This window comes from Yoonia sp. R2-816, assembly GCF_046762905.1.
In the GTDB taxonomy this organism is placed as follows: domain Bacteria; phylum Pseudomonadota; class Alphaproteobacteria; order Rhodobacterales; family Rhodobacteraceae; genus Yoonia.
This window is the reverse complement of record NZ_JBKQXN010000329.1, coordinates 75,691-99,460: the sequence shown is the minus strand read 5'-3', so window position 1 is coordinate 99,460 and position 23,770 is coordinate 75,691. Positions and strand designations below refer to the sequence as shown.

At 58.3% G+C, this 23,770-nt stretch carries 18 protein-coding genes; 6 read left to right on the top strand and 12 right to left on the bottom strand.

The features are described from left to right. Nucleotides 1-166: 166 nt before the first annotated feature. Nucleotides 167-1,294 (bottom strand): Acg family FMN-binding oxidoreductase, encoded by a 1,128-nt coding sequence (locus tag ACFWW2_RS24275; protein ID WP_393932784.1) that lies wholly within the window; start codon nucleotides 1,292-1,294, stop codon nucleotides 167-169. Between the two features lie 32 nt (nucleotides 1,295-1,326). Beyond that, a complete protein-coding gene (locus tag ACFWW2_RS24270; RefSeq protein WP_393932782.1) occupies nucleotides 1,327-1,992 on the bottom strand; it encodes a TetR/AcrR family transcriptional regulator in 666 nt (221 codons plus the stop codon). A gap of 48 nt (nucleotides 1,993-2,040) precedes the next feature. Here ACFWW2_RS24270 and ACFWW2_RS24265 point away from each other — a divergent pair, with 48 nt between their 5' ends. The 3 genes from ACFWW2_RS24265 (at nucleotide 2,041) to ACFWW2_RS24255 (ending at nucleotide 4,675) form a co-directional block, all read left to right on the top strand. Further along, a complete protein-coding gene (locus ACFWW2_RS24265) occupies nucleotides 2,041-2,916 on the top strand; it encodes an SDR family NAD(P)-dependent oxidoreductase (protein ID WP_393932780.1) in 876 nt (291 codons plus the stop codon). 74 nt (nucleotides 2,917-2,990) lie between these two features. Beyond that, nucleotides 2,991-4,211 (top strand): argininosuccinate synthase, encoded by a 1,221-nt coding sequence (locus tag ACFWW2_RS24260; RefSeq protein WP_393932778.1) that lies wholly within the window; start codon nucleotides 2,991-2,993, stop codon nucleotides 4,209-4,211. 5 nt (nucleotides 4,212-4,216) lie between these two features. Then, the gene (locus ACFWW2_RS24255; protein ID WP_393932776.1) at nucleotides 4,217-4,675 is read left to right on the top strand and encodes a GNAT family N-acetyltransferase; all 459 of its coding nucleotides are present in this window, start codon (nucleotides 4,217-4,219) and stop codon (nucleotides 4,673-4,675) included. 3 nt (nucleotides 4,676-4,678) lie between these two features. Here the strand turns inward: ACFWW2_RS24255 and ACFWW2_RS24250 are convergent, their stop codons facing one another. Continuing rightward, nucleotides 4,679-5,626: a hypothetical protein gene (locus ACFWW2_RS24250; RefSeq protein ID WP_393932774.1), complete on the bottom strand. Its 948-nt coding sequence runs from the start codon at nucleotides 5,624-5,626 to the stop codon at nucleotides 4,679-4,681. 166 nt (nucleotides 5,627-5,792) lie between these two features. On the opposite strand from ACFWW2_RS24250, the gene ACFWW2_RS24245 reads away from it, so the two are divergent. Continuing rightward, nucleotides 5,793-6,053 carry an SCP2 sterol-binding domain-containing protein gene (locus ACFWW2_RS24245; protein ID WP_393933152.1) on the top strand — a complete coding sequence of 87 codons (261 nt, stop codon included), beginning with the start codon at nucleotides 5,793-5,795 and terminating at the stop codon, nucleotides 6,051-6,053. Between the two features lie 2 nt (nucleotides 6,054-6,055). Here the strand turns inward: ACFWW2_RS24245 and ACFWW2_RS24240 are convergent, their stop codons facing one another. Beyond that, the gene (locus ACFWW2_RS24240; protein ID WP_393932772.1) at nucleotides 6,056-6,757 is read right to left on the bottom strand and encodes an HAD family hydrolase; all 702 of its coding nucleotides are present in this window, start codon (nucleotides 6,755-6,757) and stop codon (nucleotides 6,056-6,058) included. After that, nucleotides 6,754-7,653 (bottom strand): D-amino acid aminotransferase, encoded by a 900-nt coding sequence (locus ACFWW2_RS24235; RefSeq protein WP_393932770.1) that lies wholly within the window; start codon nucleotides 7,651-7,653, stop codon nucleotides 6,754-6,756. Before ACFWW2_RS24235 ends, ACFWW2_RS24240 begins: the two co-directional genes overlap by 4 nt. Before the next feature lie 195 nt (nucleotides 7,654-7,848). Here ACFWW2_RS24235 and msrA point away from each other — a divergent pair, with 195 nt between their 5' ends. Beyond that, on the top strand, nucleotides 7,849-8,481 hold the full coding sequence (gene msrA / locus ACFWW2_RS24230; RefSeq protein ID WP_393932768.1) for a peptide-methionine (S)-S-oxide reductase MsrA: 633 nt from the start codon (nucleotides 7,849-7,851) through the stop codon (nucleotides 8,479-8,481). Here the strand turns inward: msrA and ACFWW2_RS24225 are convergent. The 3 genes from ACFWW2_RS24225 to ACFWW2_RS24215 form a co-directional block, all read right to left on the bottom strand. Then, the gene (locus ACFWW2_RS24225) at nucleotides 8,472-9,338 is read right to left on the bottom strand and encodes a ribokinase (RefSeq protein ID WP_393932766.1); all 867 of its coding nucleotides are present in this window, start codon (nucleotides 9,336-9,338) and stop codon (nucleotides 8,472-8,474) included. The two genes, msrA and ACFWW2_RS24225, sit on opposite strands and share 10 nt — an antisense overlap. 80 nt (nucleotides 9,339-9,418) lie before the next feature. Beyond that, nucleotides 9,419-9,715 (bottom strand): hypothetical protein, encoded by a 297-nt coding sequence (locus ACFWW2_RS24220; protein WP_393932764.1) that lies wholly within the window; start codon nucleotides 9,713-9,715, stop codon nucleotides 9,419-9,421. Nucleotides 9,716-9,831: 116 nt separating this feature from the next. Beyond that, entirely contained in the window at nucleotides 9,832-12,087 is a 2,256-nt protein-coding gene (locus ACFWW2_RS24215) for an NADP-dependent malic enzyme (protein WP_393932762.1), read from the bottom strand. A gap of 120 nt (nucleotides 12,088-12,207) precedes the next feature. Here ACFWW2_RS24215 and mutS point away from each other — a divergent pair, with 120 nt between their 5' ends. Beyond that, on the top strand, nucleotides 12,208-14,835 hold the full coding sequence (gene mutS, locus ACFWW2_RS24210; protein WP_393932760.1) for a DNA mismatch repair protein MutS: 2,628 nt from the start codon (nucleotides 12,208-12,210) through the stop codon (nucleotides 14,833-14,835). A 437-nt stretch (nucleotides 14,836-15,272) separates the two neighbouring features. On the opposite strand, the gene ACFWW2_RS24205 is transcribed toward mutS, so the two are convergent. From ACFWW2_RS24205 to ACFWW2_RS24190, 4 genes are all read right to left on the bottom strand, one after another. Then, nucleotides 15,273-16,397, bottom strand: coding sequence for a TRAP transporter substrate-binding protein (locus ACFWW2_RS24205; protein ID WP_393932758.1), 1,125 nt, complete (start codon nucleotides 16,395-16,397; stop codon nucleotides 15,273-15,275). A gap of 26 nt (nucleotides 16,398-16,423) precedes the next feature. Then, nucleotides 16,424-17,455, bottom strand: coding sequence for a hypothetical protein (locus tag ACFWW2_RS24200; protein ID WP_393932756.1), 1,032 nt, complete (start codon nucleotides 17,453-17,455; stop codon nucleotides 16,424-16,426). A gap of 99 nt (nucleotides 17,456-17,554) precedes the next feature. Next, entirely contained in the window at nucleotides 17,555-19,063 is a 1,509-nt protein-coding gene (locus tag ACFWW2_RS24195; RefSeq protein WP_393932754.1) for a phosphate ABC transporter substrate-binding/OmpA family protein, read from the bottom strand. Nucleotides 19,064-19,486: 423 nt separating this feature from the next. Continuing rightward, nucleotides 19,487-23,638 carry a PA14 domain-containing protein gene (locus tag ACFWW2_RS24190; RefSeq protein ID WP_393932752.1) on the bottom strand — a complete coding sequence of 1,384 codons (4,152 nt, stop codon included), beginning with the start codon at nucleotides 23,636-23,638 and terminating at the stop codon, nucleotides 19,487-19,489. Nucleotides 23,639-23,770: the final 132 nt, after the last annotated feature.

The window sequence follows — 23,770 nt, the reverse complement described above, 5'->3', positions numbered from 1 at the left end:
TTGACGAATCATCAGTTAACACAGGGGTTTTGGCTAAACTTGCCGGTCGGCATCGCGTCGGCCAAACGTCGGACTTGCGTCGGACCCTTTTGCGGCATTTTGGCGGGTTAAGGCAGCGCGCGGTCGGAATCCTAATGTGGTGTTAAGGAATTAACGGCCTGCAGGCTCAGACAATTACAGCCTCGACCCGGCGTCGCAGCGACATTGGCAAAGCCGGCGCACGACCAAATCTGACGACAAGATCCGGTCGCACATCAGGCGTCCCCAGCCACCCCGCGAGTTCCCTACGCAAAGCCGGTACTTCGATAGGTTGGTTGATATGGGCGCTACGGATGCCCAGCGCCGTAGCCTGCAGGGCAAAGCGTTCGAAGCTGCGACCAACCTTGATCCAGTGTTCCGGGTCAACGCGGTCGCCAATAATGACCGCGATCCCTGCAGAAGACCGAATATGATCGCGATACTTGTCATTTTCGGCATCCTTGGTGAAGACCGCGTTGAATAAAAAGCCGCCCATCCATTCCGGCGTCACCGGGTTGCCGGAACACGCGCTGAAAAGTCCGTCGCCGGTTGCTACCGCGCGCCCGGAGCTGAACCTGATCCAGTCACGCAGCTCTGCCACGAAGGCCGGATCGTCGATCTGCGCGCTATTGCCTTCGATTACCATTTCAAGGATTGCATCGCGGTCCGACGCCTCTGTGAAGAACTGGATAGAAACGCCCTCTTCCTGCGCTGCTGCTTTCAACAAGCCGATATCGCTAGATGATATCGGCTGCCCGTCATAAGCCGAACGTGTTGATTGGCGCTGGGGGATGGCCTGATAAAGAGGTCCCTCGTTTACTGGGCCGCTTTCAAAGGCGACGTCGATGGACGTTTCAGCACCGCCTGCAATACCGACATCTGCCGACCGACCTGTAGCAGCCGCCGCGATGACCAGATTTTCAGCGGCACAGCCAAGGCTGACATAAAGGTGGTGGTCATCAGGATCGACGACTGCCGTCCGGCGCGTAAGGTCGGGGTGGATGCTTAGGCCGTTCTCGCGCAGTTGAAACACCCATGGTTGCGTGTTGTGGCCATTCGCGGCGAGGGTCGATAGCCGCACAAGTTCGGTCAGATCGGGGTCAGCCGACAACAGCCGTCGCTGCTGTTCCAACAATTCCTGATACCCGTCGAGCCGCGGCCAGAGTCCGTAACCGATGCCACCTATAGCTGCTGCCGACACTGTGGTCATGATCAACCCCCGTCGTGAAATCATCGCCGCCCCCTGGATCTGCACCTGATTGACGTGGGCTGGCATACACCGGCATGGCGGGGCCGAGTTGAGCGATATCAATAGTTGGTCGGAGGGTCGGACAGTCCCGAATGCGCCAATGCTTTGGACCGTGCCAGGAACCATGGCTGTCCCAGCCAATCGGGTGCGTTTTTGACCGCGTAGGACAGCAGCCCTTCGAGTGCCGCCATTGTCGCAAGCGCATGAGATCGCTGCGCATCGGTTGGAGGTGCGTCAGGCGAGATCAATGGCAGGATGAATTCTGCAAAATGGCCCACGACCTCTGCCGCGAAGTCGGGTTGATCCGGGTCGCCCGGCAGCTCTGCCAATGCCCGGCTGAGGGGGAGGTTCTGCCGCTTCATTTCGATGACGGCGGTCAGCGCTTGATCCATCACCTGTTCCAGATTCTCATCGGTGCCCTGCCCGATGATTTTCTGCACCGCCGCTGACATCAGGCCGAAATAGCGTGCGCGCACCGCTTCGATCAGGGCGGATTTGTTGGGGTAATATTGGTACAGCGTTCCGACAGATACGCCCGCACGCTCTGCCACCCGCGTTGTCGTCAGCCGGGCCGCCCCATCGCGTAGCAGAACCTGAATAGTTGCTTCGACAATGGCGTCGCAGGTGATCTGCGACCGCTTCTGAACCGGTTGTTTTCGTTGAGTTTTCGTGGCCTGCATGGGCGCTTCCTGAAATGCGAATTCCAAACCTGAAGGATCATTCATATCCTTTGTTTGACAGATATCGAACGCAAAATCAAACGGAGCCATGCCATGAAGACAATCCTGATTACTGGCGCGACAAGGGGTCTGGGCCTTGCCTTTGCCAGAGAGCTGAGCAAGCTGCAGGATGCCAAAATTGTTCTGGCCGTGCGCGATCTGAGGGCGGGTCAGTCGGTTGCGGCGTCATTGGGTCCGCATGTGCAGGCGATGCAGCTTGATCTGGCGTCGCGCGCGTCGATCCAGGCCTTTGTCGAGGGATGGTCAGAGCCCTTGTTTGCGCTGATCAATAATGCGGGGTTGCAGTTTACCGGCCCGATCCAGTTTTCACCGGACAATGTCGAGATGACGCTGGCGGTCAACCATCTTGGCCCTTTGCAACTGACCATGGGATTGCTGCCATGGCTCAAGGATGGCGTCGTGCTGGGTGTCGGGAGCGGGACACATAACCCGGATGATCGCATCGCCAAAATATTTGGCTTTCGCGGCGGCCGGTTTTCGTCGATCGCGGCGCTGGCCCGGGGGGATATGGATGCGGCCAATGACCAGAAGGCTGGGATGGACCGATATGCCACCAGCAAGCTTCTGTTCATGGCGACCGCTGCTGAAATGGCCCGACGCCATCCTGAAACCCGTTTTCTGACGCTTGATCCGGGGCTGATGCCGGGCACGGGGCTGGTGCGAACGGCCCCTGCACCTGTCCAGTGGGTCTGGCGGCGCGTGCTTCCTATCTTTACACGTGTCATTCCCGGCGCAAGTACTCCGGCCAATTCCGCTGCTGCGGGGTGCCGTGTTTTGATGGATGAGGCATCACAATCCGGGCAGGTTTATGACTATAGCGCCAAAGGCTCGAGTGACGTTTGGGACAAGGTTTTTGATCCGGCTTTCGGAAAGGATGTCTTGGACCAATCGCTGAAGGCCCTCGCCTGAGGGGTCGTCTTGCCCCTTGTCCGGAAAACCGATATCGCGCGGGCTCAGATACATCTGACGCAAGGGTTCTGCGCATGACTGCTCCGAAGAAAGTCGTTCTCGCCTATTCCGGCGGACTTGATACCTCGATCATTCTGAAATGGCTGCAGACGGAGTATGGCTGCGAGGTCGTCACCTTTACCGCCGATCTAGGTCAGGGCGAGGAGCTGGAGCCCGCCCGCAAGAAGGCCGAGATGATGGGCGCGAGCGCCATCTATATCGAGGATCTGCGTGAAGAGTTTGTCCGCGATTTTGTGTTTCCGATGTTTCGGGCCAACGCGCTTTATGAGGGTCTGTATCTGCTGGGGACGTCCATTGCGCGGCCCTTGATTTCAAAGCGGCTGGTTGAGATTGCGGCGGCTGAAGGCGCCGATGCTGTGTCCCATGGCGCGACAGGCAAGGGCAACGATCAGGTCCGGTTTGAGCTGGCAGCCTATGCCCTGAACCCCGAGATCAAGGTTGTGGCCCCGTGGCGCACTTGGGATCTAGGTAGCCGGACCAAGCTGATCGATTTTGCCGAGAAGCATCAGATCCCGATTGCCAAGGACAAACGTGGCGAGGCCCCGTTCAGTGTGGATGCGAACCTGCTGCATACTTCGTCCGAGGGGAAGGTGCTTGAGGACCCGGCCGTAGAAGCGCCGGATTACGTTTATCAGCGCACGGTCGCCCCGGAAGATGCCCCGGATCAGCCCGAGATGGTCGAGATCACGTTTGAAAAGGGTGATGCTGTGGCGATCAATGGCGAGGCGATGTCGCCTGCCACGATCCTGACCAAGCTGAATGAGCTGGGCGGCAAGCATGGTGTGGGCCGTCTTGATCTGGTGGAAAACCGCTTTGTCGGGATGAAATCGCGGGGGATTTACGAGACCCCCGGCGGCACCGTGTTGCTGGAGGCCCATCGTGGCATCGAGCAGATCACGCTGGATAGCGGGGCGGGCCATCTGAAGGACAGCATCATGCCACGTTATGCGGAGCTGATCTATAACGGGTTCTGGTTCTCGCCAGAGCGCGAGATGCTGCAGGCGTTGATTGATAAATCCCAGGAGCATGTGTCCGGGACCGTGCGGGTGAAACTGTATAAAGGGTCCTGCACTACGGTGGCGCGCTGGTCCGACAGCACCCTTTATTCCGAGGCGCATGTAACGTTTGAGGAAGATATGGGCGCTTATGATCAATCGGACGCGCAAGGGTTCATTCAGTTGAATGCGTTGCGGTTGAAGTTGCTGGCGGCGCGGAACAGACGCACGAAAGGATAGCCATTGTGCTTGAGGCGCGCCCGATCACTGGCAAGGATGTTTCTCCGTTAGAAAAGATCACCGTCCATGCTGATCAGGACCGCTTTATCGCGCCTAACATTGTGACCATCGCACAGGCGCGATTCGAAACAGGGGCTTATGATTTTTGCCTTTGGGATGGGGACACACGGGTCGGGCTTATCGCACTGATCGACATGGCCGAACATGAGGATCGCGAAGACATCGACGCGCCTGACGCGGTCTATGTCTGGCGATTGTTGATTGGCAAGAATTTCCAGCGGCAAGGCTATGGCAAGGCGGCGATGGCCTTTGCCGAAGACTGGGCGCGAGAGCGCCGGCGGCGCTGCGTGCAGATCCAAGCGGTCGAGGACAATGCTGCGGCGATCGGGATGTATCAGTCGCTTGGGTATGCGCTGACGGGCAAGCGGTCGGGCAAGGAAATACAGTTGGAAAAGGCGCTTTGACGCCTAGGCCTGCTGACCGGTCACGACCTTGTCTGCCTGGGCTTCGGCGTCGAGCAGGGCCGAGACAATCCGAAGTGGCACGTTCAGGTCATCAAACGCGTCCCTGATGCCGCTGGTGATCTTGTCCTGGCTGGCAAATAGCCCGCCAAAGTGAAACAGATCCCGTTTGTGGGCGAGCGCGATGTGCATTTCTTCCCCGGTACTGGTGGCCGAGAACAATCTTGCGTCGCTGCCGATCCGGGTTTCCAGGTTTGTCAGCACATCCAGAACGGCCTGTAGCGCGGGGTGCTGCTGCTGTGATGCTCCAGTGCGAGACAACCAGATGCCGTAGTTTTCGCCCGACCGGCCGGTGATCGTATCGACGCGGACCAGATCATTGACCTTGATCCAGCCGGAAAACATCAGCCATCCCTTTGTCTGCCGCTCAACGGCCAGAAAGAACGCAGGCATGGGCACGGCGTTCTGGAAATGCAGAACGAGGCCCCGAAACAATGTGCGTGAGTTCTTGCCGCCAGTTTCGATCTTGACCTCTGCCATGTCCATCGGTCTGCCGCCCACGGTACCGCTGATCCAATCCCCGGCCTTTCTGCTGCGGGCGCGCGGCAGCAGCCGTTCTGGCAACGCATCGAGAAATGTCTTGGCGTTGGAGGTGTATGTCAGATCGACCGTTTTCGCCAAATGCGGCAGGATCAATGCCTGCTGGCTGCGGGCAACCCTCCGGTTAATCTCGATCACGCTGAAGACGCCGATCATGGGCAGGACAATAATCCAAGGCAGATCGCCCTTGAACACACCCAAGAGCAGAAGCGCGGTTAAACCGAACGTGGTGACGGCGACGACAACGGCAACAGCCCAACCCAAACGGCGCTTGGCCTTCAGATCCGGGATCAGGGCCTGAAGGGTCTTTTCGAGAGGTGTATCGGTTGCAGATGGACCAGTCTGATCAGGCATTGCATGCTCCTGCGTCTTGATGACGGTGTGCCAGTATTCTTGGCGTGCCTTTGGCCATCCCGCAATTCTCACCCAGCGTCACAGTTGCGGGTTTTGCAGGCTCCGCCTACCGATTGGCGGGACCACGAGGGAGGATGCGTTGGATATTGCAGAAATCGCAGGCAGGATGCAGCAGGGCCTGTCGCGCCGTGACTTTGATGGCAGTCTGAAGTTTGATTGCGGGTCGGATGGCGTGATTGTTCTGGCCGATAACGCCGTCAGCCTTGATGACCGCGATACCGCCTGCACAATCCGCATCACCGCCGACAATCTGGCGAAGCTGATCACAGGGAAACTGAACCCGATGACCGGTGTCATGATGGGCAAGCTGAAAGTGTCGGGCGATGTTACGACCGCGATGAAGCTGGGTGAGTTGTTGAAGGCCTGAAGTCAGCGCAATCGGCGTTCTACCATCGCTTCGTAATGAGGCATGGCTTGTGCAAGCATGTCGCTGTTTTGCGGATCGACATCAGGCAACGGCCCCTCTGCCCCCGCGAAGCCGGTGCTTTGGTGGACAGCGCCGTACCAGTGCGGTGCCCAGGCCCCGTCTGCAGCGCGGGGTCCGGCGGGCCATGACAGCATCGCGGTGTCGAATGGCAGGCCGATGGCGTCGCAGAGTTTTTTGAGCATCCGTTCGGGGTTTTCCCGGATGTCGGCGCTGTCGATGACAAGCCCGCCGATCCGGTCATAGAGCCGGGTTTGCGCGGCGAACCCGATGTCGTCCATCGTCATGCTGTCCCGTTTGGCCCCGTAGCTGGCGATCACGCGGGCGGGGTGCCGGATCAGGTGGATGTTCACGCAATCCTGCGTCCAGTCGATGGGGAAGCCGTCGATCATGTGATGCGGCATGTGTTTCATGTAGAAATGCGGTTTGCCGTCGGGGATGGCTCCGGCGCAGCGGTTTGCGACCAGTTGCGGGTCGGTTTCGTGGGCGGCCAGCACCTCGGCCCGCATGGGGTGGTCGGCGCCGGTGGCGGCGATGTAGGGTGCATAAAACGGTTCGTCCCAGACGGCGAAATCGGAGCGGTTGACGAAGGCGTACATCATCGCCGTCGACAGGTTACGCGGGCCGGACCACATGGCGATTTTCATGCGTTTGCCACCAGTTTTTTGTAGAGACCACGCAGCCGTTCCGTCATCGGACCCAATTCGCCGGTGCCGATTGTCCGTCCGTCGATGCGACCTACTGGGGTCTGGGCGCCGAATGTGCCGGTCAGGAAAGCCTCGTCCGCGGAATAGGTATCGACCAGGCTGAAGTTGCGTTCAAAGACGGGGATGTCATTGGCGCGGCACAGGTCGATGACCTTTTGCCGGGTGATCCCGTTCATGCAGTAGTCGCCGGTGCTGGTCCAGACCTGCCCCTTTTTGACGATAAAGAAGTTGCAGGCGTTGGTGGTGTTCACGAACCCATGCACATCGAGCATCAGCGCCTCGTCCGCGCCGGCCTTTTCGGCGGCGATGCAGGCGAGGATGCAGTTGAGTTTGGAATGGCTGTTGAGTTTTGGGTCCTGCGTCATCGGCAGCCCGCGCATATGCGGCACGGTGGCCAGCGTGATCGGGCGCGGGATCTTGGGTTTGGAATGTTCCATGATGATCACGAAGGTCGGCCCGGACCGTGACAGGCCGGGATGCTGGAACGGGCGGTGTTTGACCCCGCGTGTCACCATCAGCCGAGCGTGGGCGTCTGTCGTCATGTTGTTGGCTTTTTGCGTGTCCAGAAGCGCCGTCATGACCTGATCGCGCGTCTTGCCGATATCGAGATCAATGGCTTTGGCGGCCTCGAACAACCGGTCGAGATGTTCATCGGCGAACGCCCAGTTCCCATCGTAGAGCCGCAGCCCTTCCCAGACCCCGTCGCCCAGCATGAAGCCGCTGTCATAGACGCTGACCATGGCCTGCGCCTTGGGCACGATCCGCCCGTCAACATAGATCAGGATTTGATCGTTGCGCGCGTCTTCTTCGGCCTGGTGGGTTGTGACTTTGGTCATGCGGTTTTCCGAAGTTCTGTTTCCGGTCATGATCAGTCAGTCGGTCGCCGCTGTCCAAGACTATTCGAATAGTCTTGGCAAAAATCTTCGAAGATTTTTGCGGGCATACCGCCTCTCAATTGCCCGTGAAGTTGGCTGCATTCGCTTGCGCTGTGCATATGAAAGGCTGGAGGGTGGACGGTAAAGGAGACGCCGATGCTGAAGTTGATGAAAATGATTGCCCTGGCCCTGCTGCCGGGTGCCGCGATGGCCGAGGATATCCGCACCGCTGTTGTCGCGGGCGGGTGTTTCTGGTGTGTCGAGAGTGATTTCGAAAGCGTGCAGGGCGTCCGCGAGGTGATATCGGGATATACCGGGGGGACCACTGAAAACCCGACTTACCGCACGCTGAAAGGGTCCGGTCATTACGAGGCGGTGCAGATTGTCTATGACGCTGACGTGGTGAGTTACGATCAGCTGCTGCATGCGTTTTTCCGGTCGGTTGATCCGACCGATGCGGGTGGTCAGTTTTGTGATCGGGGCCCGAGTTATCGCACCGCCGTCTTTGTGGCGAATGCCGAGGAGCGGGCGGCTGCGGAATGGGCAAAGTTGTCTGCTGCCCGTGCGCTGGGTCTGAATATCGTGACCCCGATCCTTGATGGGGCCCGATTCTATGAGGCCGAGGCGTATCATCAGGACTACTATCGCGGGACCGATACGATCCTGACCCGTCGCGGACCGAAGGTGCAGAGCGAGGCGTATAAGTTCTACCGCGAAGGCTGCGGTCGCGATGAGCGGGTGCGTCAGCTATGGGGTGATGCGGCACCGTTTGCGGGTGGTCATAGCTGAAACGCCTGCACTTCTGACAGATCGGGGATCACATCCGCCGTGCCGTGGCGGGTGACCATCAGTGCGCCGGCCTTTGTCGCTTGCTGGATGGCTTGCCCCATGGGCATCCCCCGGTCCAGCCCCGCCAGAACATAGCCGGTGAAAGTGTCGCCTGCGCCGGTGGTGTCCACAGGATCAACCTTGATCGCGTCGAAATGCTGTTTGCCATGACCCCCGTACCAGTCAGCCCCATCGCTGCCGAGCGTCACGATCACATCCCTGACGGGCAGTTCGGCGGGGGATTTTCCGGTGGCATTTGCCAGTTGATCAGCCTCGACCGCGTTCAGGATCAGAAAATCGAGATGGGGTAGAACGGCCTGCACCCGGTCGGCGTCAAAGGGGGCGGCGGCATAGGCGACCTTCAACCCCATTTTCTTACCCAAAGTGGCGGCGGTCCGTTGCAGGTTGGTTTCGTTCTGGATGACCAGCCAATCGCCTGTCTGCGCCTCGGCCATGGCCGTCTGCAGCGTGGCCTGCGGGATTTCGGCATTCGCCCCGGGGTGCAGGATGATGGCGTTTTCACCAGCGGGGGTCACCATGATAATGGCCTGCGCGGTCTCGGTTTCGATTTCCGTGATGTTGCGTGTGTCGACGCCGTATTCAAGCAGGCGCTCTACGGCCCAGCGCCCATCCTGACCCACGGCGCCGATATGGTTCACATGGGCTGCGGCGCGCGCGGCGGCGACGGACATATTCGCCCCCTTTCCCCCCAGAAAGGTTTGCCTGTTGGTCGATGACAGCGTTTCGCCGGGTGTGGGAATGTGGGGCACGGCATAGACGAAATCGGCATTGATCGAGCCGAGGTTCCAGATGGCCATTGTGCTGTATCCCCCGCCCTGTCTGTCCGTCTGGTTACAGTCTTACAGAACACGCAGAGGATCAATGCCCAAGCGCAGGCCTACAGTGGTGGGACAGCAAGGGCGAGTTTGAAGCGTTCGTTAATCGCCCTGCCGACCTTCAGGCCACGCTCTGACAGGATATGCTCTGCCTCTTCGACGATCAGGTTTTCCTGCCCCGGCCGTTTGGTGACAAGCCCCAACCGTCGATAAAGCTGCAGTTTGCGGATGCCCGCCCTGATCGTCGGCGGTCGGTGCGCGGGGTAGATGCATTGGCAGTTATAGGCATGCGCGAAAACATGTTTATCGCGAGGGCCGGTCAACTGCGCGAGGATATCGCTTATCTCGGAATCGGTCATTTCTAAATCCAGTACTCATTAACACCTTCACTATGGTCGCCGAATGGGGCGAAAATTAAGGGGAAACTTGACCGAATTGGATCACAACCGTTTTATCGCCCGGCGGCAGGTATCGCCTAGTCGACCTTGCAGGCAGCGATGACGGCCATGTTAAGGATGTCGTTGACCGTTGAAACGGTTGAACAAATCTGGATCGGTTTGCCAATGCCTGACAGGATTGGCCCGATGACAGTCGCCCCCGCCATTTCCTGCATCAGCTTGACCGAAATCGACGCAGAATGCCGGGCCGGTACAACCAGAACATTCGCGGGGCCGGTCAGCCGCTGGAACGGATAGTTTTCCTGCGCCTGCGGGTTGAGAGCCACATCAACAGTCATTTCGCCCTCGTATTCGAAATCGACCCGGCGTGCATCAAGAACCCGTGGTGCCTGATGCATCTTTTCCGCCCGTTCAGAGACGGGGTAACCGAAGGTCGAAAAGGACAGGAACGCCACGCGGGGTTCAAGACCCAATTCACGGGCGACGGATGCCCCCCGTTCCGCGATATCAGCAAGGTCGTTTTCGTCGGGCCATTCGTGGACCAGCGTGTCGGTGATCAGCACGATCCGACCCTTGAGCAGGACTGCCGTAACCCCGACAGCCCCATCATGGGGTTGCGCGTCAAAGACGTGGTTGATCAGTTCAAGGACATGCGCCGATTTGCGGGTCGCCCCGGTGACCATCCCGTCAGCGTGCCCGTGGGCCAGCATCAGCGTTGCAAAGACGTGCCGATCGCGGGCTGCCAGCCGGTGCACATCGGCCATGTCGAACCCTTTGCGCTGCAAGCGCTGGTAGAGGAACGATTTGTAGGTTTCGAGGTGATCTGTGTTGGCGGCGTTGACGACTTGCAGTTCATCAACCGCTTCGCCCAGCCCTTCGGCGGTGAGTTTTTCGTTCACGTCATCCTCGCGCCCAACGACCAACGCCTTACCCATGCCGGACCGTTGGTAAAGGACGGCGGCGCGCAGAACGCGCGGATCGTCGCCCTCGGCAAAGACCACGGTGGATTGGTTTGCGCGGGCGCGGGCATTGAGGCTGCGCAGGATGGATTGGGTTGGGTCCATCCGCGATTTGAGCGAGAGTTCGTAGGCGTCCATATCGACGATGGGCCGCCGGGCGACGCCGGTTTTCATGCCAGCCTGTGCCACCGCGGTGGGGATACGGTGGATCAGGCGGGGGTCGAAGGGCGTTGGGATGATGTAGTCCCGCCCGAAGGTGAGTTTCTTGCCATAGGCCATCGCGACCTCATCCGGGACATCCTCGCGCGCAAGGGCGGCGAGCGCTTCAGCGCAGGCGATTTTCATCTCCTCGTTGATGGCGCGTGCGTGGATATCAAGCGCGCCACGGAACAGATAGGGGAAGCCAAGCACGTTGTTCACCTGATTGGGGTAGTCGCTGCGCCCGGTGGCGACGATGGCGTCAGGGCGGACGGCGTGCGCGTCTTCTGGTGTGATTTCCGGGTCCGGGTTGGCCATGGCAAAGATGACCGGGTTTTCGGCCATGGATTCCACCATGGCCTGGGTCACCGCACCTTTGACTGACACGCCGAGGAAGACGTCGCAATCCTTCATCGCCTCTTCGAGGTTGCGCAGGTCGGTCTTGACCGCATGGGCGGATTTCCATTGGTTCATGCCTTCGGTGCGGCCCTGATAGATCACACCCTTGGTGTCGCAGACGATGCAGTTGTCGTGCCGCGCGCCCATGAATTTCAGCAGTTCAATACAGGCGATGCCCGCCGCGCCGGCCCCATTGAGGACGATTTTGACATCCTCGATCTTTTTGCCGGACAAGTGCAGTGCGTTCAGCAGCCCCGCCGCGCAGATCACCGCTGTCCCATGCTGGTCGTCGTGGAACACGGGGATGTCCATCTGTTCCTTGAGCGTCTGTTCGATGATGAAACATTCGGGCGCCTTGATGTCTTCAAGGTTGATGCCGCCGAATGTCGGGCCCATGAGCCGCACGGCCTCGATGAATTTGTCGGGGTCTTCAGTGTCGAGTTCGATGTCGATGGAGTTCACATCGGCGAAGCGTTTGAAGAGGACGGATTTGCCTTCCATCACCGGTTTCGAACCCAGCGCACCGAGGTTCCCGAGGCCTAGGACGGCGGTACCGTTGGAGATGACGGCGACCAGATTGCCCTTGTTGGTGTAGTCATAGGCGGTGGATGGGTCCGCCGCGATTTCCTCGCACGGAATGGCGACGCCGGGGGAATAGGCCAGCGACAGGTCCCGCTGGGTGGTCATGGGAACGGTCGCCTGGATTTCCCATTTGCCGGGGGTCGGCTGCATATGGAATTGCAGCGCGTCTTCGCGCGTGAGTTTGTTCTTTGGCATGCTGTCCCCCGTTTTTGTCCCCAAGACATAGCGGGTTCCGGTTTGCCCCCGCAACGTGATTTCGGGGTTTCGCCGGATTCTGGGGCTGGTAGTGTTGGCGCTGATGATCCCGGGGGATGCATGACCACTACCAAAGCCACTGCTACGCCCATGATGGCGCAATATCTTGAGATCAAGGCGCAGTATCCCGATGCGCTGTTGTTCTATCGCATGGGCGATTTTTACGAGATGTTTTTTGATGATGCGGTGGCGGCGGCTGAGGCGCTGGACATCGCCCTGACCAAACGCGGCAAGCACGAGGATGAGGATATCCCGATGTGCGGGGTGCCGCATCACGCGGCCGAGGGGTATTTTCTGACGCTGATCCGCAAGGGGTTTCGCGTCGCCGTGTGCGAGCAGATGGAAAGCCCGGCGGAGGCCAAGAAGCGCGGCTATAAGGCGGTGGTCAAGCGCGAGGTTGTCCGGCTGGTGACACCCGGAACGCTGACCGAGGATTCACTGCTGGATGCGCGCCGCCACAACTTTCTGGCGGCCTATCATGTGGTCCGGGATGAGGGCGCATTGGCGTGGGTCGATATCTCGACGGGTGCGTTTCATGTGATGCCTTGTGCAGGAGCCGCGCTGGGGCCGGAGCTCGCCCGATTGGCGCCGCGCGAGGTGATTGTTGTGGATGGGTCAGAGGCGGATTGGTCCGGCGTTGTGTCCGATGCTGGCGCTGTTCTGACGACATTGGGTGCTGCGGCTTTTGACAGTACGGCAGGGGCGAAGCGTTTGTGTTCGCTTTATAAGGTCGGGTCTCTGGATGCCTTTGGCAGCTTTGGCCGGGCCGAGATTGCAGCCATGTCTGCGGTGGCCGAGTATCTGGAGATTACGCAGAAGGGCAACCTGCCCTTGTTGCGCCCGCCGGTGTTGGAAGGGCAGTCGGCCGCGATGCAGATCGATGCGGCGACACGCCGGTCGCTGGAACTGACCCATGCGATGGCGGGCGGGCGGCAAGGGTCACTGCTGCATTGCATTGACCGGACGGTGACGGCAGGTGGCGCGCGGTTGCTGGAGCGGCGGTTGGCGTCGCCGTCTTGTTCGCTGTCGGTGATTTCCGCGCGGCAGGATGCCGTCGGCTATCTGGCAGAGGCATCGCGGCTGCGGGCGGATCTTCGTGATGTTTTGCGCGGTGTGCACGATGTGGATCGTGCCTTGTCGCGTTTGGCGCTGGATCGGGGCGGGCCGCGCGACATGGCGGCCATTCGCAATACGCTGGGACAGGCGGCGGCACTGGCCGGGGCTTTGCCGGGTGATTTGCCGGATTTGCTGGCAGGCGCAGCGCGGGATTTGACCGGGCATGATGAACTGCTAGCGCTTTTGGATGATGCGCTGGTGGCGGAGCCCCCTTTGTTGGCGCGTGATGGTGGTTTTATCGCGCCGGGCCATGATGGGGAACTGGATGAGGTGCGCAAACTGCGCGACGAAGGCCGGTCGGTCATTGCAGGGATGCAGGCGGAATATGTGACCGCCAGCGGCGTGCAGTCGCTAAAGATCAAGCATAACAATGTGTTGGGTTATTTCATTGAAACGACGGCGACCCATGCCGAAAAGATGATGGCGCATGATCTGTTCATTCATCGCCAGACGACGGCCAATCAAGTGCGGTTTACGACCGTCGCGCTGAGCGAGATCGAGACGCGGATTTTGAATGCCGGTGGTCGCGCGCTGGAGATTGAAAAGCGGCTTTATGACGGTTTGCGGCAGGCGATTATTGATCAGGCCGGGCCGTTGGGGGCGCTTGCCCGTGCGCTGAGTGAGTTTGATCTGGCGGGAGGGCTGGCGGAGCTGGCGGCAAGTGAAAACTGGGTGCGTCCACGCGTCGATGACAGCCGCGCGTTTGAGATTTCGGGCGGGCGGCATCCGGTGGTGGAGGCTGCGCTGCAGAAGGATGGCGCGCCGTTTGTGGCCAATGATTGCACGCTGACGGACGCCCATATCTGGCTGCTGACCGGGCCGAACATGGCCGGTAAATCGACGTTTCTGCGCCAGAACGCGCTGCTGGCAATCCTCGCTCAGATGGGGAGTTTCGTGCCTGCGGCGGAGGCGCATATTGGGGTCGTTAGCCAGATCTTCAGCCGTGTCGGGGCGTCTGATGATCTGGCGCGAGGCCGGTCCACGTTCATGGTCGAGATGGTGGAGACGGCGGCAATCCTGAACCAGGCGGATGACAAAGCCCTTGTTATTCTTGATGAAATTGGCCGAGGAACGGCGACCTATGACGGCTTGTCGATTGCCTGGGCGACGCTGGAACATCTGCATGATGTGAACCGGTGCCGGGCATTGTTCGCCACGCATTATCACGAGATGGCCGCGCTGGCGGGCAAGCTGGACGGTGTTGAGAATGCCACTGTTACCGTCAAGGAATGGGACGGGGATGTTATTTTCCTGCATGAGGTGAAGCGCGGGACGGCCGACCGCAGCTATGGCGTGCAGGTGGCCCGGCTGGCCGGGCTGCCGCCGGTTGTGGTGGAACGGGCGAAGGTTGTGCTGGAGGCGCTGGAGAAGGGCGAACGCGAAGGTGGCGGGGCGCAGAAGGCGATTATTGATGATTTGCCGCTGTTTTCAGCGGTCGCTACGCCTGTGTTGGCTGCTGCGAAGGAGTCAGCAGTTGAGGATCGGTTGAAAGATGTGTTTCCGGATGAGCTGACGCCGCGGGAGGCGTTGGAGTTGATTTATGAATTGCGAGGGTTGGTCGGGGGCGGATAAAAAAAACTTTGGCCTAGTTTTCCAGTTCTGCGTCACTCTTTGAGACAATCTAGTATCAGCGGCATCTCACACTTTTAGGAGGCGCCAAATGGACCTGTCCCGGTTTGATACCGCTCCCTCGATAGCATTTGCTGTAACAAGGAGACAGACAATGGGACATCTCATGCTGTGTTGAGGTGATGCCAAGTTTCTGACGTTAGCGCCAATGGGACAGTTTGGGGCGATTTTATAAGATAGTTTCTGGCTCATCGTAACCATCAGGGATTTAAGATGAGACAGAAACCCGGAATCAAACGGAACCACGGCGAGAAATTCTTCAATGACATCGGTTGGGCGACATACATTCAGTGTTTGGCAGAAGAGAGGATCAGGATCGTTTTGGACGGCCTGAAGGGCGAGGGCGCAACCCTCACCCCCAAAAGGCTCTCCCACCGACTTCAGACGTCGGCGAACAGATCAGTCGCGCCACGCTTGGCCAGGTATTCCGCCTGACTCATCGGTCCGGCATTGCCGACCAATGCGCGGTAGGCATCATAGCTTTCAACGATCTTACGGCCCATCTCGTCGTCATCCGCAACACTGGCTGTCACCTCAAAGGATACACGAGCCAATTCATTCCATACGTCGTCGGGAAGACGTGTTGGCTTCACACCAGCTTCAGCAAGCAACTGGACCAGCGCAATCCCATTGTTCCCATAGTAGTCGGCGGTGTGATAGGTCAGTTCGGCATCCGCCACCGCCTCGATCAAGGCGCGATCAACATCGGACAGATTGTTCCAGAAATCGATGTTGAATCCGACAGCTGCCGTTGTTCCGGGTTCATGAAAACCTGGATAGATATAGGTAGACAGCAGCTTCTGAAAACCGAACTGCAGATCGTTATAGGGCCCAACCCATTCGGTCGCGTCGATCGTACCTTCAAACAAGGCTTCGACAATGCCGCCGCCAGGGAGGACGACTGCGTTGGCACCAAGGCGTGTGATAACCTGGCCACCCAGACCAGGCATACGCATTGTCAGGCCTTCGAAATCAGCCATGCTGGTGATTTCCTTGTTGAACCAGCCGCCCATCTGAACGCCCGTTCCACCGACGGCCAAGGATTTGACGCCGAAGCCAGCATTCAGCTCATCCCAGAGTTCCTGACCACCACCGTTCTTCAACCACGCAGCATGCTCAACCGATGTCAGCCCCAAAGGAACCGTTGTGAAGAAGTTCATGCCGCGATGCTTACCCTGAAAGTAATACTCGGCTGAGTGGTACATCTCGATCTCGCCAGCGCTCGCCGCGTCATGTACGCCGAGCGGCGGAACAAGCTGTCCTGCCGGGTAGAGCTCCACACTCAAACGTCCTTCGCTGCCAACGGTGATGCCCTCGGCAACACGTGCGGCGCTATCGGCCAGACCACCAAGACCGGAAGGCCAGGATGTTGCCATACGAATGATCTGCGGCGCACCCTGAGAAATTGCCGGGGTGGCAAGTGCAGCGGCACCAGTCACTGCAGCACCAGCCCCCAAAAGAGCACGGCGGCGTGACAATTTGGAGGTATCAGCTTCGGCCGCCATCGTTGTCTTTTTGTCAAATTGGTAAGTCATAGGGTCAATGCCTGCTTGCGGCCCAGGAAATAGGCGGTTTCGCCAATCTCGCTCCATCCGGCAACGTCACCGATGAAAAAGAGGTAGGCATCTGCTGAATCTGCTGCGATATCGCCGGCATCAAACATCTGCGCCAGAACGGTGTTGGCGCTCGCAATCTGTGCATCCCAGACATCTTGGGGCATCTCGTGTGACGTCACAGCCGATCCGGCCTCTGACAGGGCAACGACATTGTTATGGAGCGCAAGGCTACGCTGCACGCCATGTTCCGCCATAATGCAGCGTTCGATCAAAAGCTGATCCGCCTCGGAAAGCGAAGACCATCTGGACAGGTTCACCCCTGCGCCCAAAGTGGCGGATGGCCGCCCGGCATTTGGTGTTATCATGTGTGGGAAGGCACCAAGAAGACCCGACCGGGTCATTTGGGCAACGCTGAGTCCTTCGATTGCCGCGACTGATGAAAGATCGCCGCCTGACAGGATATCGACAACATTCTGAACACCCATGTCAGACAGGACCCGCAGGCCAAGTCCGGAGGAGGCCACGCCGCCGGACTGAAGGTCGGAAAGACCTGCGATTGGACGGCGCGCCCACATCGGCATGGCCCCATCATCGCCGGCCATGAAGGCCTTGATACCAAACTCTTCTCCCAGCAAATCAAGCATGAAGCGTCCATCACCCACGGTGACCCAGCTTTCCAGCTCACTTGGTGACATGCCGCCGGGCATTGCGGCAAACAAACCAAAAGCTGGGTTTCGCGACACAAATGCATCATGTGACGTCAGATACATATCCGCTCCGCCACCTGATACCTGGTCAAGGAAACCGGCTGTGTCTGATGCGGTTGCTGTCGACACGTCGACACTGATGCGGCCACCAGAAACAGCGCCGATCCGATCAGACAGTGATGACGCCGCATCACCGCGGTCGGTCAGTAGCGACAAGCTCACCCTGTCTTGGGAAATTACGGGCGTTGCCACAACCGTGGCAGCTGCAACGCCTCCGCCCAAAAGTGTTCTGCGTTTCATTTCAACTTTTTCCTAACTCTTGGCGGGGTCTCTCCGCCGACTTTCGCGAACGCATTGTTCTGTTCATCAATTGGCTGCATCTCTGTCGATTTCGACCTGTTAACGCAGCCAAATCTCAACACGGCGGTTACTTTCGCGACCGTCTGCCGTGTCGTTGCAGCCGACAGGTGCCAGCGGGCCATACGTCGATACAGACATGCGACCTGCAAGGGCATCACCACCCAGCGCGCCGACCAGAGCGTCGCGAACACTGGTCGCCCGCAGCAAGGCCAGACGCTCGTTCAAGTCAAAGCGACCAACATCATCGGTGAACCCGATAACAAGGATATCCCGGTTTCTCGCTTCGTCGCTGTTAAGGAACTGTACCATACGCTCCACATCGCCCTGCGACTTGTTGTCAAGGCGCGCGGACCCGGATGTGAAACGGAAAGTTGTCGACAAACGATCCGCCGTCGCCAAATCCTGTGCAAAGCTTTGTACCAGGCCAAGCGTGCCGCCCGTCCCCGCAGACAAGATCGCGGAAGTCATGCGGGTACCTTGCAAACTGATTGGCTGCGGTTCGATGGACAGGTCAACATAACCAGCCTCATTAACCAATGATTTAGCGTCGTCAGATGCCGCAAAATCAAGGAAGCTGGCTTGCGAGGATGGCAGGTTTGCATCGGTGTAAGCGTAGACACGCTGACCCAATGGGTACTCCTCAGCCTTGATGGCGAAGTCACTTGCATAGGCCAAAGGACCACATGACAGCCGGATTGGCAGGATTTCCGCGTCGCCATTGCCGGAAAGGCTGGTGATGGTGATAGCATTGACATCCGAAGCCACTGCGGCTGCTGCCTGACTTTCACTTTCGGCCCGTTCGGCACTGCGGCGCAGTCGAACGCGGTTGGGGTCAAGTACCAGCTCTGAGAATGCCGCATCCAACGAAGAGTCGACCGCCGGCAGAAGCATCCGGATTGGGGCGTTCTCACCGCCAATCTCCGACCAGTTCGTGATACGGCCTGCCGCGATCTGGGCAAGTTCCTCAAGCGACACAGATCGCACCGGGTTGCTTGGATGAACAACGGGAACAAGCGCATCAAGGGCCAGAACCCGCTCGCGGCTGGGATCACGCGGATCAACCTGTCCGGACGCGATGGCCTGCTCCGCAACATTCGCGGGCACGGCATTGGTTGTGATGTCCATATCGACATTGCCGGCGATCAATTGCTGAAATGCAGAAACGCCCGGCTGAATCGAAACGTTGACGGTCCCTTCGATTGTCGACCGCGCATTGTCTCGAATTTCTACGCGCGCGATGTTGCCTTGCGCATCCGGGAAGGCCAGACCAACAAGATTCTGCTCTTGCGCAAAACCGTCAACCAAGCGACGCAGCAGCATCGCAGTGTCGGGTTCGTTGACCAGAACCTGCATATCCAGGTTGACCGAAGACTGCGGGCAGGCCGCACCTTCACAGATGGTGGCCTGTCGTGCCAGGCGAAGCTCACCCAATTCTGTATTCAGGACCAGGACGTTGTCATCGAACGAAAGCAATTCGCCCGAGATGGTGATTGATCCATCCGGGCTGGACACCGTTACCTGATCGGCCAAAAGAGTAGATGGTAGCACCGCAAGGCATAGTGAAAGCGCAATTTTATTCTGTAATAGTGACATATGTGGCTATCCAAGTGTTTCTCTCTAGCTCGATCAACAAGACTCATCGAACTCCGCGGCAATCTGAAATCGTATATTGGCGAGAATATGTTCTTATTTGGTTGAATCAGAGGTTTGGTCAGGCCGATTGACCCCTTTCACGAGCATGAGCGAGAGGGGTTTCTGTATTAAAGACAAAGACTTACAAAAACTCGAAAAGCGTCGCCCATCTGATCATTGTGCCGCGGAACTCTCTGTTGCACCCCGACCATGACGAGATACCGAAAACGCCACCAAGAACTCTCAATACTATGATCGTCAAGAACACTTGGCCTTATGGCCAAAGTGGACCTGCGTTTGCATGATACCCAAGACACTGGGTATCATGCAGTCTTTCATTTACCACACGTCGATGGTGACAGTTGCAGGTGTAAAGTTGCCATCGTCATCGGTTGCCCAGTAACGGAAACTGTCCGTCCCGGTGAAACCAACGTCTGACCGGTACAACAGACGGCCGTCCTCCTGCATGTAGACCTCGCCGTATTCCGCATCGAGGAAACCATCGACACGCAATGCGTCACCGTCTTGATCAAAGTCATTGGCGATTGCGTCTATATACACACTTTCACCGCTGCGTCCGGACGCTGTGTCATCCACAGCAGTCGGTGCGACCCCATCCAGCGAAATCGTACCGGCAAACTTGGCACCGGTATAGTAGTTGTTCAGCATCCAGTTGTTCTGCAACTGCGCTTCTGTCATTTCGATTGTGACGATGTGAGCGAATTTCGTGATCTCACCTGTGGCGCGATCCGCAATGAAATCCTCGACAACTACTACGTTCCGGCCATCTTCTGTTCGATAGTACCCTTCGGTCGTGATGATCTGTGCAATCTGCGCATAGAACTCCAACGCCAGCGGATCACCATCATACTCCCGATTGCGGGTGCCGATCGAGTCAGTCTTGATACCGCCCAGATCAAAGGCTTCGCCATCGGACAGGCTGGTATCACCGTTATGAGTAAAGCCAATCCGACCCGGCTCCAAATCAGCAGACGTCAGGATGTGATGCCTGTTGGCGTTGAACCCAACAAACTCCTGATTGATGTTGTCCATCTCAAGATCGATGAAGATGTGATCAACGTCAGCATCCGCCACCGGACGGAAGAATTCCTGATCGAGATAGGCGCCATAGTCGAAGCCTTCCATCTTGATCCCGTTAAAGACCATGTCAAAGGCCATCGCACCGAAGTTCACACCGATGCTCCCGACGCCCGGCTGGTCGACACGCGGCGCCAGCAGGTCAAAGTCGAGCATCGTGTAGTGTGCTGTGTAGCTGATGTTCACACCTTCGGCAGTTTCCCATGCCAGGAAACCATCAAACACTGAGCGTAGTTCATGCTGCTGCTGTGCAGCGTTGTCCTTGATCACCATCAAGCCAGTGTGGGCACCAAATACTTCGTTGTCGCGGAAACCCTGGATTGGCGTCAGATTGGTGGGCATGGTATCGAAGCCATAGCCGATTTCTGGCTGATCCAGACCCGCCGTTGGCGCATCCAGTGCATTGCGGTGCATCCAGACAAACCCGTTCGTTGTGTTGACGGCCACGTTCTCGGCTGCTTCGACAAGCCGGCCAGCAAAGAAGAAGCCATCGCCGGTCCGGCCTGTATCAAGCCGATCCACATCTGTCTGGTTTTTCGCCGTCCAATCACCAAAACCGATACCTTCGGATTTGATCGCCATATTGCGAACCCAAACACCGGTTTCGTCACCGCTCTCTGCCGCAAAACCCGCACCAAAGACGTCAAACGCAACGTTGTCGGTGAAGTTGGCATTGCTGGAGTGGTGTACAAAACCCCAGCCTGGGCCGCCGCTGACGGCGTTACCAACAGCCATCGCCGGATCGTCCTGATCGTCGGTCCCGGTCTTGTGGAAGTGGAAGGAATACCGACCTTTCACATTGCTGTCCGCATCAAGCGATCCCGCAGAGCTGCCATCAAACGCGGCGATGGATTTGTCGGTCCGACCCAGATCGTCGAACGCGGCATAACGGACATCGACGTCATCGCTGTGCATGAACATGACATGACCGCGATGATGTACGGCCGATGCATCGCCATCTTCACTCGACACTGTGATATTACGGCTCATGTTTGACACATAGGCCGACAAGTCATCGCGCGGGGTGTCGTGGTTGTACTGAAGCGCACGATCAAAGCTGATTTCGGTGCCGTTGATCGCCGTAATAGTTACCTCTTCATCCTGGCTTTCGATATGACCGGCAGCCGTATTGGTCCAACCGGTCTTATGCGTACCGGTGATCACAATCGTATCGCCCACCTGCCAGCCGTCAGGAATCTCGGCAAGGCTCAGCGATGTGTCGCCCGCCATTGGTGCATCATCGACTTTGAGGAATGAGTCCTTCTGCGCACCGTGGATTTCGACTTCGCCATGCGAAATGACACCACGCGACAACAATGATGGATCCCAGCTGACGTCGATGTCACCGTTATTGGCAATCACAATCTCCGCATTGACGTTTGCATCAATCGGATTGTCAGCTGTGCCGATTTCAAGCCGGCCAGATGTTGAGACAACAAAGGTGTCCACAACCATCTTGGTGTCGGTATCGGTCGCAAAGGCAAGCTCACCGTCGACGCGGACAGTAAAGAGCGATTCCTCACTCTCGCCGTCATAAGTGACCGAAACCCCCTTCGGGATCAGAACCTGGGCACCGGCATCGGGTATGTTGCCTTGATACCATGTGCTTGCATCAAACCAGTCGCCATTCGAAATAGCGATATGTGTGGCCTCCGAACGCGGGACGAGGTCGAGAAGCTGAGAGTGCTCCATCGCCATGCCAGCATCATCACCATGGGCGTGACCATCTGGCTCGGCCCGAACAGCCGCAACAAAAGCTTCAATCTCTGCAGGTGTCGTAGGCAGATCAACATCGCCTCCGTGACCACCGCCATGGTCGCCACCGTGATCCATGCCACCGCCGGTATCGCCACCAGTGTCACCTCCGGTATCACCGCCGGTATCGCCGCCAGTATCTCCACCTTGGTCCATGCCACCGCCGGTATCCCCACCTGTGTCACCTCCGGTATCACCACCAGTGTCGCCACCGGTATCACCGCCAGTGTCGCCGCCGGTATCTCCACCATGGTCGCCGCCGTGGTCCACGCCACCGCCAGTATCGCCACCGGTGTCACCGCCTGTATCACCACCAGTGTCACCGCCTGTATCACCACCAGTGTCGCCACCGGTATCACCGCCAGTGTCGCCGCCGGTATCTCCGCCATGGTCGCCGCCGTGGTCCATGCCACCGCCTGTATCACCACCGGTGTCGCCGCCAGTATCCCCACCGGTATCACCGCCAGTGTCTCCGCCATGGTCGCCGCCGTGGTCCATGCCACCGCCAGTATCCCCACCAGTGTCGCCACCGGTATCACCGCCAGTGTCGCCGCCGGTATCTCCGCCAGTGTCTCCACCGGTGTCCATACCGCCGCCGTCAACAACTTCGCCGTGGCTCAGGTTGTCGCCATCAATAACAGACCGAATGCCATTGCTGTCCGGCCCGCGCCATTCAAGCACCAAGTTTTGCGAGCCGCGCTTTTCGACGTAGCGCAGCTCAATGTCATGCACACCCGCATCCAGATTGACGGTAATCGCCTCAGAGGTCTTCGTGTGCAGCCACTCCATACCGATGATCGGCTGGCCATCGATGTACAACGTGGCGTTATCATCCGCTGTCAGATAAAACGTGTAACTTCCCGCATTGTCGACATGCAGATTTCCGGTCATTCGGGCGGCGAACGATTTTGCCCAACCATCATCCCACAGCAGGCCACTACCGTCGCCAAACTGAACAGCATCAATCGTCTCGGTTTTGGTCGGCGTGCCGTCAAAATCTACCCGCGACAGATCCTTTGCGCGTTTGTTGACAACAAAGAAATCCACCAGCAGCCCGGGGTTATCCAAAGGCATGACGTCAGGCTGATCGGTATCGCCCGAAGGTGTATCAGGGCTATCGCCAGCATCGTCCGCAACTTCGTTGCGATAGGTCAGCACATTGGAATCGACTGGAACGGGGTCCCAAGGATTGTTGGGCGTCTGCCAATAGAGCTGCAGCGTCTGAGCGCCAAACGCCTCGAAATAGCGCACCTCGATATCATGAACACCTGTTGTCAGATCGACAGTAACCTGCTGCAGCTCGGCCGCATGCAATCCATCGTTATCAATGACCGGTTCACCGTCGATATAGAGCGCCGAACCATCATCGGAGTTCAGGTAAAACGTGTGCGATCCGCCGGTTTCAACATTCAGCTCGCTTGTGTAACGCGCGGCGAACAGATCTTCGGGCCCACCATCCCAAAAGCTGCTTTCCAACGCGTAGTTGTCCAGGGAGCTGACAGTGCCCACCATGACGGGGGGGGCGTCGAAATCGATCGCGCTCAGGTTTGTGACGGTGTTCGGCAAAGCGTAATACTCTGCGTAGAAGCCGGTTCCGAAAATCGGAACATCAAACCTGGGGTCGTAAACTCTGCTCATTCTTTCTTCCTTTGGGTGGGGTCACTAGGAAAAGAGGCAACTCGGTGTGGTGTGAGTGTTTAGGTACCACGCAATACTCAGCATGCGCGGCGGCTTGCGAAAGGCCCTGTTGTGGTAAAACTGTGTCCAAAC